General features: G+C 69.2%; 12 protein-coding genes. 9 read left to right on the top strand and 3 right to left on the bottom strand.

All coding sequences use genetic code 11. The annotated features are described in order from the left end of the window. Positions 1-161: 161 nt before the first annotated feature. Positions 162-1,898, top strand: a complete 1,737-nt coding sequence (locus OCJ37_RS12635) for a glycoside hydrolase family 9 protein (RefSeq protein WP_317633191.1) — start codon at positions 162-164, stop codon at positions 1,896-1,898. 690 nt (positions 1,899-2,588) lie between these two features. On the opposite strand, the gene upp is transcribed toward OCJ37_RS12635, so the two are convergent. Continuing rightward, complete coding sequence (upp, locus tag OCJ37_RS12630) at positions 2,589-3,221, bottom strand: uracil phosphoribosyltransferase (RefSeq protein ID WP_263109803.1); 633 nt, start codon at positions 3,219-3,221, stop codon at positions 2,589-2,591. 149 nt (positions 3,222-3,370) lie between these two features. On the opposite strand from upp, the gene OCJ37_RS12625 reads away from it, so the two are divergent. Both OCJ37_RS12625 and OCJ37_RS12620 read left to right on the top strand, forming a co-directional pair. After that, entirely contained in the window at positions 3,371-5,890 is a 2,520-nt protein-coding gene (locus OCJ37_RS12625; RefSeq protein WP_263109802.1) for a TonB-dependent receptor, read from the top strand. Beyond that, positions 5,890-7,059 (top strand): phytase, encoded by a 1,170-nt coding sequence (locus OCJ37_RS12620; protein ID WP_263109801.1) that lies wholly within the window; start codon positions 5,890-5,892, stop codon positions 7,057-7,059. The genes OCJ37_RS12625 and OCJ37_RS12620 overlap by 1 nt, the downstream gene beginning before the upstream one ends. 42 nt (positions 7,060-7,101) lie before the next feature. Here OCJ37_RS12620 and OCJ37_RS12615 read toward each other — a convergent pair whose 3' ends face one another. Beyond that, positions 7,102-7,401: a hypothetical protein gene (locus OCJ37_RS12615; protein WP_263109800.1), complete on the bottom strand. Its 300-nt coding sequence runs from the start codon at positions 7,399-7,401 to the stop codon at positions 7,102-7,104. A gap of 7 nt (positions 7,402-7,408) precedes the next feature. Then, positions 7,409-8,905 carry an aminotransferase class III-fold pyridoxal phosphate-dependent enzyme gene (locus tag OCJ37_RS12610; protein WP_263109799.1) on the bottom strand — a complete coding sequence of 499 codons (1,497 nt, stop codon included), beginning with the start codon at positions 8,903-8,905 and terminating at the stop codon, positions 7,409-7,411. Positions 8,906-9,033: 128 nt separating this feature from the next. Between OCJ37_RS12610 and OCJ37_RS12605 the strand changes: the two genes are divergently transcribed. From OCJ37_RS12605 to secF, 6 genes are all read left to right on the top strand, one after another. Continuing rightward, positions 9,034-9,465 carry an Lrp/AsnC family transcriptional regulator gene (locus OCJ37_RS12605; RefSeq protein WP_263109798.1) on the top strand — a complete coding sequence of 144 codons (432 nt, stop codon included), beginning with the start codon at positions 9,034-9,036 and terminating at the stop codon, positions 9,463-9,465. 140 nt (positions 9,466-9,605) lie between these two features. Beyond that, positions 9,606-10,658 (top strand): tRNA preQ1(34) S-adenosylmethionine ribosyltransferase-isomerase QueA, encoded by a 1,053-nt coding sequence (queA, locus tag OCJ37_RS12600; RefSeq protein WP_263109797.1) that lies wholly within the window; start codon positions 9,606-9,608, stop codon positions 10,656-10,658. A gap of 73 nt (positions 10,659-10,731) precedes the next feature. After that, positions 10,732-11,877 carry a tRNA guanosine(34) transglycosylase Tgt gene (tgt, locus tag OCJ37_RS12595; RefSeq protein ID WP_263109796.1) on the top strand — a complete coding sequence of 382 codons (1,146 nt, stop codon included), beginning with the start codon at positions 10,732-10,734 and terminating at the stop codon, positions 11,875-11,877. A gap of 261 nt (positions 11,878-12,138) precedes the next feature. Next, the gene (yajC, locus tag OCJ37_RS12590) at positions 12,139-12,480 is read left to right on the top strand and encodes a preprotein translocase subunit YajC (protein ID WP_128420868.1); all 342 of its coding nucleotides are present in this window, start codon (positions 12,139-12,141) and stop codon (positions 12,478-12,480) included. 56 nt (positions 12,481-12,536) lie between these two features. Then, the gene (secD, locus tag OCJ37_RS12585) at positions 12,537-14,381 is read left to right on the top strand and encodes a protein translocase subunit SecD (protein ID WP_263109792.1); all 1,845 of its coding nucleotides are present in this window, start codon (positions 12,537-12,539) and stop codon (positions 14,379-14,381) included. 112 nt (positions 14,382-14,493) lie between these two features. Further along, positions 14,494-15,459, top strand: a complete 966-nt coding sequence (gene secF / locus OCJ37_RS12580; protein ID WP_263109791.1) for a protein translocase subunit SecF — start codon at positions 14,494-14,496, stop codon at positions 15,457-15,459. Positions 15,460-15,591 lie beyond the last annotated feature (132 nt).

Genomic DNA, 15,591 nt, shown 5'->3' with positions numbered 1-15,591 from the left:
CGCTCGTCGGCATGAGGTTCCTCGCGCTTGCCTGCGCGCCCGCGCCCGGGCGTGGCGTGTCCGATCACGTCGACGGCCCTGGGCGCGAGCATCCCGGCTGGCGGCTGAAAGCCCGCCGCGCCGCGCTTGCAGCCGTCATCGCCGCCGGCCAGTATCGACGCATGAACAGCCTGCCTGCCGCCTTGCGTTGCCTGCTTCTCGCCTGCCTGGTCGTCGGCGGCTGCGCCTCGCGCTCCGAGGATGCCGCCATGCCGTCGCCGATCCGGCTCAACCAGGTCGGCTACCTGCCGGCCGCCAGCAAGCTCGCGGTGGTGCCCGATGGCCATGGCGACACGTTCGCGATCGAGCATGCCGACTCGGGCAAGGTGGTGCTGCACGGCACGCTGGGGCCGGCGGCGACCTGGGCGCCGGCGCAGCAGACAGTGCGCATCGCCGACTTCTCCGCGCTGCGCGCGCCCGGCCGCTATCGCCTGCGCGTGGACGGGCTGCCGCCGTCGGACAGCTTCGCCATCGGCGCCGACGCCTACGAGACGGTGACGCGCGCGGCGCTGAAGGCCTATTACTACAACCGCGCCAGCACCGCGCTGACGGGCGAGTACGCCGGCCGCCATGCGCGCGCCGAAGGGCATCCGGACACGCACGTGCTGGTCCATGCCTCGGCGGCCTCGCCCGGGCGCCCGGCCGGCACCGTGATCTCCGCGCCCAAGGGCTGGTACGACGCCGGCGACTACAACAAGTACGTGGTCAATTCCGGCATCACCGTGTACACGCTGCTGGCCGCCTACGAGCAGTTCCCGGCGTATTTCGCCGCGCACAAGGAAGGCATCCCGGACAGCGGCGGCGGCGTGCCGGACATCCTGCGCGAGGTCGACTGGAACCTGCAGTGGCTGCTGGCGATGCAGGATCCCGGCGACGGCGGCGTGTACCACAAGCTGACCAACCTGGACTTCGGCGGCATGCAGATGCCCGACCAGGCGCGCGCGCCGCGCTACGTGGTGCAGAAGAGCACCGCGGCCACGCTCGACTTCGCCGCGGTGATGGCCCAGGCCAGCCGCATCTACGCCCCGTTCGACGACCGCTTCGGCGGCGTGTCCAAGCGCATGTTGCAGGCTTCGCGCCGCGCCTGGGCCTGGGCGCAGGCGCATCCGGACGCGGTGTACCGGCAGCCGGCGGACGTGCATACCGGCGGCTACGACGACGACAAGCTCGACGACGAGTTCGCCTGGGCCGCGACCGAGCTGTACCTGGCCACCGGCGAGGACGCGTTCTACGACGCGGCGATGGCGCGCAAGGTGCCGGCGAGCGTGCCGAACTGGGGCTCGGTGGGCGGGCTGGCGTGGATGTCGCTGGCGCAGCACCGCGCGCGGCTGACCGCGCACGCCGACCAGGCGCGCATCGCCCGCGAGATCGACGGCGTGGCCACGCACCTGCTGCAGGTCTGGCAGGAGTCGGCGTGGAAGGTGGCGATGGCCCCGGCCGACTTCCACTGGGGCAGCAACAGCACCGCGCTGAACCAGGCGATGCTGCTGTTGCAGGCGTATCAGCTGCAGCGCAAGCCGGAGTATCTGCAGGCCGCGCAGTCGCAGCTGGATTACGTGCTTGGGCGCAATCCGCTGGGCATGTCCTTCGTCACCGGCATCGGCGCGCGCGCGCCGATGCACATCCACCATCGCATCTCCATCGCCGACGGCGTCGCCACGCCGGTGCCTGGCCTGCTGGTCGGCGGCCCGCAGCCGGGCCAGCAGGACGCCAAGGAGTGCAAGCACGCCTACGCCTCGTCGCTGCCGGCGCTGTCCTACCTGGACGCCGAATGCAGCTACGCCAGCAACGAAGTGGCGATCAACTGGAACGCGCCGCTGGTGTACGTGAGCGCCGCGCTGCAGGTCCTGCAGCGCTGAGCCCGCGCGGCCGACGCCTCGGCTCCGGCCGCGTGCCGTCGTCGCGTCGGATCGCGACTATCCGAGCCGGCGGCCTGGTCGGCGACGCCATGGAGGAGCGACTTCAGTCGCGACGAGCGAAGCGGCGCTCTTCCAGCTCCGGAAAGTGTCGAGGCTGAAGCCCTCCCACAAGGGACACCTAGCCAGATATCCGAAGGTCCCCCCTTGTAGGAGCGACTTCAGTCGCGACGAACGAAGCGGCGACCTTTCCAGCTCCGGAAAGTGTCGAGGCTGAAGCCCTCCCACAAGGGGCATCCAGCCGGATATCCGAAGGACCGTTGCAGGAGCGACTTCAGTCGCGACGAACGAAGCGGTGACCTTTCCAGCTCCGGAAAGTGTCGAGGCTGAAGCCCTCCCACAAGGGGCATCCAGCCAGATATCCGAAGGTCCCTTGTAGGAGCGACTTCAGTCGCGACGAACGAAGCGGTGACCTTTCCAGCTCCGGAAAACTGTCGGGGCCGAAGCCCTCCTACAGGGCACCCGCCCGGCTGTCCGAAGGTCAGGGTAGCCTCGGGCCATCATTCGCACCGAGCGGAACAGTGGCATCGCCGGGTAGGGTACCCAGTCGGGACTGAAGCCCCTCCCACAAGCGCTGGCGTGCCATCGCCGCTGCAGAAGCGCCCGCACTTCACCGGCGCGGACCGCCGGAATTCAACCCACCCGCGTGCCGAAGATCCGGTCGCCGGCATCGCCGAGGCCGGGCAGGATGTAGCCCCTGTCGTTGAGGTGGTCGTCGATCGCGGCGGTGTAGACCTCCACGTCCGGGTGCGCCGCCTCCAGCGCCTTCAGCCCTTCCGGCGCGGCGACCAGGAAGATGCCCTTGATCCGCCGCGCGCCGGCGCGCTTGAGCATGTCCACGGTGGCGATCAGGGTGCCGCCGGTGGCCAGCATCGGGTCCAGGATCAGCGCGTCGCGTTCTTCCAGGCGGCCGGTCAGGCGCTCGAAGTAGGGCACCGGCTGCAGCGTCTCCTCGTCGCGCTGCAGGCCGACCACGCTGACCCGCGCCGCCGGGATCAAGGCCAGTACGCCGGGCAGCATGCCCAGCCCCGCGCGCAGGATCGGCACCAGGGTGATCTTGGCCCCGGCGATGCGCTGCACCTGGGTGGGGCCGGCCCAGCCGTCCATCGTGTGCGTCTCCGTCTCCAGGTCGGCGGTGGCTTCGTAGCCGAGCAGGGTGCCCAGTTCGGTGACCAGTTCGCGGAAGCCCTTGGTGCTCAGCGCGGCGTCGCGCAGCAGGCCGATCTTGTGCTGCACCAGGGGGTGGCGGACTTCGACGATCTTCATGGGCACGCTCGCGACGGGGAGGCGCACAGTGTGCCGCAGCGGGCTCGGCGGCCGCCAGCGGCTGCATCGGGCGGCGGCGTGTCACTAGCACGCAACGTGTCGGAAATATGTTGTTTCCCCATTCTTAACGTTGATGGGGATTCGCTTCCGTGCATACCAAGACTCCGCTGTTCGTGGCGATCGCGTTCGGCCTCAGCGCGGCCTGCGCCGCTTCCGGCGCGCAGGCCGCCGCCGCCGATGCGGCGACCGACCTGGACCGGATCGAGGTCCGCCCGCAACTGGAGGCGCAGGCCCGCGCGGTGGACCTCAAGCGTGAGTCCGACGCGATCCTGGACGCGGTCTCGGCCGACGAGGTCGGCGACTATCCCGACCAGAACGTGGCCGAGTCGCTGCAGCGCCTGCCCGGGATCAGCGTCACCCGCGACCAGGGCGAGGGCCGCTTCGTGGTGGTGCGCGGGCTGGACGCGGCGCTCAACAGCGTCAGCGTCGACGGCATCGCCATCGGCACCCCGGAGAGCGACAACCGCGCCGCGCCGATGGACGTGATCCCGTCCGAATCCACCGAGCGGCTGAAGGTGGTGAAGTCGCCGACGCCGGACATGCCCGGCGATGCGATCGGCGGCGCGATCCTGGTCGAGTCGGCCGCGGCGTTCGACCGCGACGGCCGCAGCATCCGCGCCAAGCTCGAGGCCAACCACCAGCAGCTCAGCGACAAGACCAGCCCCAAGGCCTCGTTCAACTACAGCGACCTGTTCGCCGACGACACGTTCGGCATCGCGCTGGGCCTGAACTACCAGGACCGCGAATTCCAGTCCGACAACACCGAAGGCGAGTACGACGCGATCGACGGCGGCGACCTGGTCATGGTCGAGCAGCAGCGCCGCAAGTACCACATCGACCGCAAGCGCATCGGCGCCAACCTCAACCTGGACTGGCATCCGGACCAGGACAACCGCTACTACCTGCGCACCCTGTTCAGCAGCTTCGAGGACGCCGAGACCCGCCAGAACACGGTGATCGCGTTCGATGCCGACGACATCGAGGCCAACGGCGACGGCATCTACGCGGCGCCGGTCGACGAGATCTCCAAGCGGGTGCGCTACCGCACCAAGCGGCAGGACACGCTGGCGGCGAGTTTCGGCGGCGAGAACCGCCTGAGTGGCGCGGTGCTGGACTACCAGGCCGGCTACACCAAGACCCGCGAGCGGGTGAACGACGAGAAGGAGGCGCGCTTCGAATACGACGGCGACGACCTCGACGCGACCATCGACCAGAACCGGCGCATGCCCGCCATCGGGCTGTCCGGCGACGACTGGGTGTCCAACGACGACTACGCGTTTGACAAGTTCGTGCTCTCGCCCAGCCGCACCGACGACGACGAGTACAGCGCCAGGATCAACGTGCGCTTCGACGGCGACAACGCCAGCTACAAGTTCGGCCTGCTCGGGCGCTGGCGCGACCGCGACGTCGACAAGAACGAGAGCGAACTGTCCGAAGGCCCCGGCATCGACCTGGCCGACTGGACCATGGCGCCGCCGGAGCACCGCCGCAACAGCCTGGGCGAGGCGCTGAGTTCATCGGCCATGCGCCGCTACTGGGCGCGCAACGGCAGCCAGTACAGCGCCGACGACGGCGACGTCGGCAGCAACGCGGTGGGCGCGCTGGCGGAGGACTACGTCGCCAGGGAAGACGTGCTGGCCGCCTATGCGATGGGCACCTGGGACATCGGCGCATTGCGGGTGATCGCCGGCGTGCGCGTGGAGAACACCCAGTTCAAGGCCAGCGGCAACCAGGTCGATCTCGCCGACGACGGCGAGTCGTTCGCGGCCAGCGCGCTGCAGGCCAGCAGCAGCTACACCACCGTGCTGCCGGGCCTGCACCTGCGCTGGAGCGGCGGCGACGACTGGGCGCTGCGCGCCGCGCTCAACAAGACCGTGTCGCGGCCCGGCTTCGGCCAGATCGCGCCGCACGCGACGATCAACAACGACGACGAGGAAGTGGAATTGGGCAATCCGAACCTGGATCCCTACGAATCGACCAACGTCGACCTGTCGTTCGAGCGCTACCTGGGCAAGACCGGCATCGTCTCGCTGGGCCTGTTCCACAAGTCGATCGACGGCTACATCGTGGACACGGTGATCGACAACGATCCGGCCTACGCCGGTTACGATGTGTCGATGGCGATCAACGGCAAGACCGCCAAGGTCTACGGCGCCGAGTTCAACTGGCAGCAGCAGTTCGCGTTCCTGCCCGACGGCTGGAACGGGTTGCTCGGCGGGGTCAGCGGCACCTGGCTGCACACCGAGTTCGACCCGGGGCTGGAGGACCGGCAGGGCGAGGACTTCGCGCTGCCGCGCGCCTCCAAGAACGTCTACAGCGCCTTTCTCGGCTACGAGCGCGACGGCTTCTCGACCCGGCTGTCGGCGGTGTACCGCAGCGAATACCTCGACGAACTGGGGGCAGCCCGCGACTACGATATCTTCGTGGCGCCCAACACCCAGCTCGACTTCAGCCTCGACTACCAGGTCACCGACGCCGTGCAGCTGTATTTCGACGCCTCCAACCTGCTCGACGAACCGCTGGAGCGCTACCAGGGCACGCGTTCGCATACCCAGCAGTACGAGGAATACGGCCGCACCTTCGCCGTCGGCCTGCGGGTGAAGCTGTGATGCGCACGGGCGCGGCGTTGCGTCTGGGAACGCTGGCGCTGGCATGCGCGCTGGTCGCGGCTTGCGCCAGCACGCCGCCGGCCGCGGTGGCGCCGGCAACCACCGTCGCCAAACCGGCAGCAGCCGACCGCGAGCCGGACGAGGGCGCGCAACACGACCCGCTGCTGAGCGCGGCCAATCTGCCGCACGCCGTGATCGCCGAAGCCTTCCTCACCGCGTTCACCCCGGCCGACAACCTCGATTCGCCGGCCAGCTGGACCACGCCGCAGGGCCAGCGTTGGGTCATCACCACCGCCAAGAAGAGCGGCGAACTGGTGGTGTTCGACGGCGCCAGTGGACAGCGCCTGCGCACCGTCGGCGGCAAGGGCGCCGCGCCAGGGCAGATGGACCGGCCCAACGGCATCGCCGTGGTCGGCGACCTGGCGCTGGTGGTCGAGCGCGACAACCATCGCGTGCAGGCGTTCTCGTTGCCCGGTTTCGCCTCCGTCGCGCTGTTCGGCGCCGAGGACCTGAAGAAGCCGTACGGGCTGTGGGCGCGGCCGAAGGATGGCGGCATCGAGGTCATCGTCAGCGACAACTACATGCTCGGCGCCGACGAGGAAACCGTGCCGCCGCTAGCCGAGCTGGGCCAGCGGTTCCGCCGCTACCAGCTGCGCAGGCAGGGCGACGCCTGGAGCGCGACGCTGGTCCAGACCTTCGGCGAGACCACGCCCGCCGGCGCGATCCGCATCGCCGAATCGGTGTTCGCCGATCCGGCGCACGACCGCCTGCTGCTGGCCGAGGAAGACGTCGCCAGCGGCACCCGCCTGCGCGAATACGGCCTGGCCGACGGCCGCTATCGCGGGCGCGACATCGGCGCGGACCTGTACAAGGCGCAGGCCGAGGGCATCGCCTTGCTGGCCTGCGCCGACGGCAGCGGCTACTGGATCGGCACCGACCAGTTCAAGGACCGCAGCCTGTTCCATGTGTTCGACCGGCGGACGCTGGCGCACGTCGGCGCCTTCGCCGGCAAGGTCACCGCCAACACCGACGGCGTGTGGCTGGACCAGCGTGGCGATGCGCGTTTCCCGCAGGGCGCGTTCTACGCCTTGCACGACGACCAGGCGGTGGCCGCGTTCGATTGGCGCGACGTCGCGCGCCGCCTGCGCCTGAAGACCTGCGCGCAGTGAGTCAGGCCGCCGGCGCAGGGCAGGATCGCCTGCGCCGCGGCGTCAGCGCGCCAGGTGGTAGAGCAGGAACGCGCCCAGCGCCAACACCGCCCAGCACGCCAGGCCGACGATCATCACCGCATCGTCGCTGGCGACCAGGCTGCCGCTGGCGTTGCGATAGAACAGCGGAGTGCCGTGGCGGCGCTTGCCGGACCGGCGCGGCGGCAGGTCGCGCCGCGCCTCGGCGCGGATCCGGCCCAGCGTCAGCACCGGGAGCAGCAGCCGGCCGCTCCAATAGCCGAACAACTGCACCACGAGTTCGAACAGCGGCCGGGCGATCGCCTCGGCCAGTTCCTGCAGCACGTCTCGGTCAGGCCGCCGCGGCCTGCGCCAGCCTGGGACCCTCGCGCAGCGCGCGGCCGATCAGCCCGACCAGCAGGTCCAGCTCCTCGCCGTCCATGCCGAAATGCGGGGTGAAGCGCAGCGAGTTCTCGCCGCCGTGGATCACGTTGACCCCGTGCTGGCGCAGCCATTCCTCGGTGGAATCGGCGCCGTAGCACTTGAACTGCGGCGCCAGCGCGCAGGAGAACAGCAGCCCGGTGCCCTGCACCTGGGTGATCAGCCCGCCGAGCTCGGCCTTGAGCTTCTCCAGTTTCTGCACCGCCTCGGCGCCGCGCGCGCGGATGTTGGCGCGCACCTGCGGGGTCAGCTGCGCCAGCGTGGCGCTGGCCACGTCCAGCGCGCGCGGGTTGCTGGTCATGGTGTTGCCGTAGGTGCCCTTGCGGTACAGCTGCGCGGCATGCTCGGTCACCGCCAGCACCGACAGCGGGAACTGGGCGGCGTTGAGCGCCTTGGAATAGGTTTCCATGTCCGGCGGATCGAGCTGTTCGAAGCCGGGGTAGTCGACCACCGACAGCACGCCGTGCGCGCGCAGCCCGGCCTGGATCGAATCGACCAGCAGCACGCTGCCGTGGGTGCGGGTCAGTTCGCGCGCGGCGGCGTAGAACGCCGGCGGCAGCGCGCGGCCCGGGTCGCCTTCGCCCATCACCGGCTCCAGGAACACCGCCTCGACGAACCAGCCGTGCTGCTCGGCATCGGCGAACGCGCGGCGCAGGGCGTCCACGTCGTAGGGCGCGATCGCGATCACCGAGTCCTCGCCGCGGTAGCTGGCCAGGTGCTGCACGTAGGCCTTGCGGCTGGAATCGGAATACAGCCCGGGGCGGTCGGTGCGGCCGTGGAAGCTGCCCTTGACCACGATGCGCTTGATCGTCGCGCCGGCGTGGCGCGCGCCCGGGTCGGTCTGCAGCTTGGCGTTGATGTCGGCGATGCGCGCGGCCAGCCCCACCGCTTCGGAGCCGGAGTTGAGGCACATGAACTTGCTGTACGGGCAGCCGCCGCGGCGCTGGCCGATCTCCGCGCGCAGCGCGCGGTCGAAGCGCAGCTGCGACACGCTCGGGGTCATCACGTTGGCCATCGCCTGCGGCCGCGCCATCGCGTCCAGCACCGCCTCGGGGGTGTGGCCGAAGCCGAGCATGCCGTAGCCGCCGGCGTCGTACAGCACCGCGCCCTTCAGCGTGACCACCCACGGACCGCGCGCGGCCAGCGCCACGTACGGGGTCACCGCATCGTCGGCGTAGAAATTGACGAAGCCGGCCTGCAGCGCGCGGATCTGCTCGGCCTCGTCCAGTTCCAGCAGCTCGGCGAACTCCTGCGCCAGGCGCGCATGCTCCGCGGCGGCGGCGTCGATCGCGGCGCCCAGCTGCGGGTGCGAGGCGGCCAGGCGCTCGACGCTGGCATCGTCCAGGCCGGCGGTCAGGCGGTCGCCGGCATGGGCGCGCAGCGGGGCGAGGGGGCCGAGTACGGTCATGCGGGATCTCCTGGAGGCGGGTCGTTCAGCGATAGACCTTCTATTATCGGGACAGGATCGTCGATTGGCAGAGTTGATTTGTGCAGGAAATCGGATAATTTCGTCGATTCGACGAAATCCGGCCGCGCATGAAGATCACCCCCTCCGACGAACGCCTGCTCTCGCTGCTGCGCGAGGACGCCCGCGCCTCCACCGCGCAGATCGCGCGCAAGCTCGGCCTGTCGCGCACCACCGTGCAGAGCCGGATCGAGCGGCTGGAGCGCGAAGGCGTGATCTGCGGCTATACGGTGCGCACCCGCGACGACTTCGAACAGGGCCACCTGCGCGCGCACATCCTGATCACCGTGCTGCCGAAGAAGATGACCTCGGTGGTCAAGGCCTTGCGCGAGATCGACGAGGTCCGCGTGCTGCATTCGGTCAGCGGCTCCTACGACCTGATCGCGCTGGGCGTGGTACCCGGGGTCAACGACATGGACGTGCTGACCGACCGCATCGGCGCGATCGACGGCGTGGAGCGCACGACCTCGTCGATCATCCTGTCGACCAAGTTCGAGAGGTGAGGGGCCGGGATTGGGGATTCGGGATTGGGGATTCGTAAGAGCATGGCGACTGCTGCGCTTTTAACGAATCCCCGGTCCCGAATCCCGAATCCCGGCCTCCCGGCTACAATGCCCGGCCATAATTCAACGACCCACCGGCCTTGAAGAAGTCCGATTTCCGCTACGACCTGCCCGAGGAGCTGATCGCGCAGGCGCCGCTGGCCGAGCGTTCGGCCAGCCGCCTGTTGCTGGTGCCGCCGGCGCCGGCGCCGTTCGCCGATCGCCAGGTGCGCGACCTGCCGGACCTGCTGCAGCCGGGCGACCTGCTGGTGTTCAACGACACCCGGGTGATCCCGGCGCGCCTGTTCGGGCACAAGAGCAGCGGCGGCCGGGTGGAGATCCTGATCGAGCGGCTGCTCGGCGGGCAGCGCGCACGCGCGCAGCTGGGCGTGAGCAAGTCGCCCAAGGCCGGCGCGCGCATCGCCCTGGATGCCGGCGGCGAGGCCGAGGTGCTGGACCGCGACGGCGAGTTCTACGTGCTCCAGTTCCACGTACCCGACACGCTGGAGTCCTGGCTGCAGCAGGCCGGGCGCCTGCCGTTGCCGCCGTACATCCGCCGCGAGCCCGGGCTGGACGACCGCGAGCGCTACCAGACCGTGTTCGCGCGCGAGGCCGGTGCGGTGGCCGCGCCGACCGCCGGCCTGCACTTCGATGCGCCCCTGCTGGCGGCGCTGCAGGCGCGCGGCGTCGGCTTCGGCCACGTCACCCTGCACGTGGGCGCCGGCACGTTCCAGCCGGTGCGGGTGGAAGCGCTGGACCAGCACGTGATGCACCGCGAATGGCTCAACGTCGGCGCCAGCCTGGTCGAGCAGGTGCGGCGCACGCGCGCCGCCGGCGGCCGCGTGATCGCGGTCGGCACCACGGTCGTGCGCGCGCTGGAGAGCGCGTCGAAGGACGGCGAGCTGCATCCCTTCGCCGGCGAGACGCAGATCTTCATCCTGCCCGGCTACCGCATCCGCAGCGTCGATGCGATGGTCACCAACTTCCACCTGCCGGAAAGCACGCTGCTGATGATGGTCTCGGCCTTCGCCGGCCGCGAGCGCATCTTCGAGGCCTATCGCCACGCGATCGCGCAGCGCTACCGCTTCTTCAGCTATGGCGATGCGATGCTGTTGTGGGGCCGGGATTGGGGATTGGAGATTGGGGATTCGTAGAAGCACTCTCTTACCCGTCACCGCCCGTGCGTTTGCCAATCCCGAATCCCGAATCCCGAACCCCGGCCTTTCAATGTCTCGACTGCAGTTCCAGCTCCACACCACCGACGGCGCCGCGCGCCGCGGCCGCCTGACCTTCCCGCGCGGGACGGTCGAGACCCCCGCGTTCATGCCGGTCGGCACCTACGGCTCGGTCAAGGGCGTGCTGCCGGAACAGATCAAGGCGCTGGGCGCGCAGATCATCCTCGGCAACACCTTCCACCTGTACCTGCGGCCGGGCCTGGACGTGATCGGCGACCACGGCGGGCTGCACGGCTTCGCCCGCTGGGACGGGCCGATCCTGACCGACTCGGGCGGCTTCCAGGTGTTCTCGCTGGCGCACCGGCGCAAGATCAGCGAGCAGGGCGTGACCTTCGCCTCGCCGACCGACGGCGCCAAGGTGTTCCTGGGCCCGGAGGAGAGCATGCGGATCCAGAAGGTGCTCGATTCGGACATCGTGATGATCTTCGACGAGTGCACCCCGTACCCGGCCACCGAGGACGTGGCGCGGCGCTCGATGGAGCTGAGCCTGCGCTGGGCGCAGCGCTCGCGCGACGCGCACGAGGCCTTGAGCAACGATGCGGCGCTGTTCGGCATCGTCCAGGGCGGCGTGCACGCGGACCTGCGCACGCGCTCGATCGAAGGCCTGCAGGCGATCGGCTTCGATGGCTACGCGATCGGCGGGCTGGCGGTGGGCGAGCCGGAGCACGAGCGCAACGCGATGCTCGAGCACCTGCATCCGCGGCTGCCGGCCGACCGCCCGCGCTACCTGATGGGGGTGGGGCGGCCGGAGGACCTGGTCGAGGGCGTGGCCCGCGGCGTGGACATGTTCGACTGCGTGATGCCGACCCGCAACGCGCGCAACGGCCACTATTTCACCTCCTTCGGCACCGTGCGCATCCGCAACGCCCGCTACGAGCGCGACCTGGACCCGATCGAGCCCGGCTGCGGCTGCCACGCCTGCAGCGGCGGCTATACCCGTTCCTACCTGCGGCACCTGGACCGCTGCAACGAGATGCTGGCGCCGATGCTGGGCACCCTGCACAACCTCTGGTACTACCAGAAGCTGATGGCCGACATGCGCGCGGCGATCGCCGCGGGAACCTTTGCCCAGTTCCGGCGGTCCTTCTATGCGGCGCGGGGAGCGGAAGCGACGCCGCTCCCGTCCGAGCAGGCATAAAGCCCCTCTCCCCCCGGGAGAGGGGTTGGGTGAGGGTACGTGCGAAGCCTCGCGAGCATCGAAAGCGCACGGGGGCTGAGCCCGCACCCTCATCCGCCGCTGCGCAGCCCCTTCTTTTCGTTGGAAAAAGGGGGCGCCGCGGCCGGCCCCAGGGGAGGCGGGAGATCGTGGCATAATCGGCGGCTGCTTGCCGCTTCCAGGCGACAGACCAGCGGTCCGTGCCCCAACGGCGACGGGCTGCCCAAACCATAGGACACACCGATGAACCCGCTCGATTTCCTGATTCCCGTGGCCCAGGCGCAGACCGCCGGCGCCGCTCCCGCCGGTGGCGGCATGCAGATGTTCCTGCTGCCGATCATCCTGATCGCGGTGATGTACTTCGTGATGATCCGCCCGCAGATGAAGCGGCAGAAAGAACACAAGTCGATGCTGGACAAGCTCGGCCGCGGCGACGAGGTCATCACTTCCGGCGGCGTGGCCGGCGTGGTCACCGACATCGGCGACAACTTCATCACCGTGGAAATCGCCGACAACGTGCGCATCCGCGTGCAGAAGGGCGCCATCGGCAACGTGCTGCCCAAGGGTACGCTGAAGTCCGCCTGATCCATTTCTCTTACTGCTAGGCGCGGCGCCGGCGTGGCGTCGTGCGGGGTCCTGCAATGCTCGAGTTTCCGCGCTGGAAGTATTTCCTCATCCTGATCGTGCTGGCGTTCAGTGCGTTGTACGCGCTGCCCAACGTCTACCAGAAGGACCCCTCGGTCCAGATCACCGCCAGCCGCGGCGGTCAGCTCGACGAGGCCCTGCGCGAGCGGGTCAGCGCCGACCTGAAGGCGGCCGGGATCACCCCCAAGTCGGTGGCCAAGGAGGGCGACAGCCTGATGGTGCGCCTGCCGAGCCTGGAGGCGCAGACCCGCGCCAACGACATCCTGCGCCAGCAGGTGGGCGAGAACTACACGGTGGCGCTGAACCTGGCCTCGACCGTGCCGGAGTGGCTGTCCAAGATCGGCGGCAAGCCGATGGTGCTGGGCCTGGACCTGGTCGGCGGCGTGCACTTCGCGCTGCAGGTGGACCAGAAGGCGGCGCTGGAGAAGCGCCTGGACGCCTTCGCCGAGGACATCCGCACCACGCTGCGCGACAACCGCATCGCCTACCGCGCGGTCGAGCGCCGCGCCGACAACAGCATCCAGGTCGGCCTGGGCGAGGGCGCCGACGCCGACGCCGCGCGTGCCGCGCTGGCCAAGGCGCAGCCGACGCTCAGCTATGCCGTGTCCGGCCAGACCATCGCGGTCTCCGTGCCCGACGCCGAGCTCAAGCAGATCGCCGCCGGCGCCATCGAGCAGAACCTGACCACGCTGCGCAACCGCGTCAACCAGCTCGGCGTGGCCGAGCCGATCATCCAGCGCCAGGGCGAGGACCGCATCGTGGTCGAGCTGCCGGGCGTGCAGGACACCGCCGAGGCCAAGCGCATGATCGGCGCCACCGCCACGCTGGAGTTCCGCGGCGTGGTCGAGGGCAATGCCGAGGACGCGGTGCGCACCGGCAACATCCCGCCGGAGGCCAAGGTGTACCGCCTGCGCGACAGCGGCGCGCCGGTGCTGCTGAACAAGCGCGTGCTGGTGTCCGGCGACCAGATGGTCAACGCCACCGTCAGCAACGACCAGAACGGCCTGCCGGCGGTGGCGGTCACCCTCAACAACGTCGCCGGCCAGCGCATGTTCGACTACACCAGCGCCAACACCGGCAAGCTGATGTCGGTGGTCTACATCGAGCGCATCCCGACCGTGAGCATGGTCGACGGCAAGGAAGTGCGCAGCGTGCGGGTCAAGGAAGAGGCGCTGGCGCCGACCCGCATCGCCGGCGTGTTCGGCAAGAACTTCCAGACCACCGGCCTGGAGAAGGTCGAGGCCGAGAACCTGGCCAAGCTGCTGCGCGCCGGTTCGCTGGCCGCGCCGATGGACTTCGTCGAGGAATACGTGATCGGCCCGAGCCTGGGCGCGGAGAACGTCGAGCGCGGCGTCACCGCGGTGATCTACGCGTTCCTGTTCACCCTGGTGTTCTTCGGCGTGTACTACCGCATGTTCGGCGTGATCACCTCGGTGGCGCTGCTGATGAACCTGCTGATCGTGGTCTCGGTGATGTCGCTGTTCGGCGCCACCATGACCCTGCCCGGCTTCGCCGGCCTGGCCTTGTCGGTCGGCCTGTCGGTGGACGCCAACGTGCTGATCAACGAGCGTATCCGCGAGGAGCTGCGGATGGGCGTGCCGCCGAAATCGGCGATCGCCGCCGGCTACGAGAAGGCGGGCGGCACCATCCTCGACGCCAACCTCACCGGCCTGATCGTCGGCGTGGCCCTGTACGCGTTCGGCACCGGCCCGCTGAAGGGCTTCGCGCTGACCATGATCATCGGCATCTTCGCCTCGATGTTCACCGCGATCACCGTCTCGCGCGCGCTGGCCACGCTGATCTACAGCCGCCGCAAGAAGCTCAAGTCCGTCGCCATCTGATGCGGGTCCCTCGCCAGAGCCCGCACCGCCATGCGCGGGGCAGGAAATGCGAGTCCTTCGCAAGAGCCCGCGCCTCCAGGTGCGGGGTCCAAATTATGAAGAGCACGTCTCCATGAAAATCTTTCCGCTCCATCTGATCCCGAACGACACCCAGATCGACTTCATGCGCTGGCGGCGTCCGACCCTGGTGCTGATGCTGGTGCTGGCGGTGGCCTCGTTCGGGGTGATCTTCGCCAAGGGCTTCAACTACGCGCTGGAGTTCACCGGCGGCGCGCTGGTGCAGACCAGCTTCCAGAAGCCGGTGGACATCGACCACGTGCGCGAGCAGCTGGCCACGGCCGGCTTCGAGAACGCGCAGGTGCAGAACGTCGGCAGCGGCAACGAGGTGGTGATCCGCCTGCAGCCGCAGGGCGAGCACAACAACGAGGACGTGACCAAGAACCTGGCCGAGCAGGTGCGCAAGGCGGTGAGCACCGCGCAGAACCCGGCGACGGTGAAGCCGGGCGAGTTCGTCGGCCCGCAGGTCGGCAAGGACCTGGCGCTGAACGGCGTCTACGCCACCGTGTTCATGCTGGTCGGCTTCCTGATCTACATCGCGTTCCGCTTCGAGTGGAAGTTCGCGGTGGTGGCCAGCCTGACCGCGCTGTTCGACCTGCTGGTGACGGTGGCCTACGTCTCGGTCACCGGCCGCGAGTTCGACCTGACCGTGCTGGCCGGCCTGCTGTCGGTGATGGGCTTTGCGATCAACGACATCATCGTGGTGTTCGACCGTGTGCGCGAGAACTTCCGCAGCCTGCGCGTGGAGCCGGTGGAAGTGCTGAACCGCTCGATCAACCAGACCCTGTCGCGCACGGTGATCACCGCGGTGATGTTCTTCCTGTCGGCGCTGGCGCTGTACCTGTACGGCGGCAACTCGATGGAAGGCCTGGCCCTGACCCACATGATCGGCGCGGTCATCGTGGTGGTGTCCTCGGTGATCGTGGCGGTGCCGCTGCTGTCGATCGGCCCGTTCCAGGTCACCAAGCAGGACCTGCTGCCGAAGTCGAAGGACGTGGAGGCGCTGGCGCGCAGGCCCTGAGGGCTGGGATTCGGGATTGGGGATTGGGGATTCGCAAAAGCGGGTTCCCGGTCCTCAAAAAAAAAGCCGCGCAGATGCGCGGCTTTTTTGTTTTGAGATGGTGGATCCAGAGAGGATCGGCGCCTGGGAATT

Origin of the sequence: Xanthomonas sp. AM6, assembly GCF_025665335.1 — a bacterium.
In the GTDB taxonomy this organism is placed as follows: domain Bacteria; phylum Pseudomonadota; class Gammaproteobacteria; order Xanthomonadales; family Xanthomonadaceae; genus Xanthomonas_A.
Note: the sequence above shows the minus strand (reverse complement) of the source record. Positions and strands in the feature narration are given on the sequence as shown.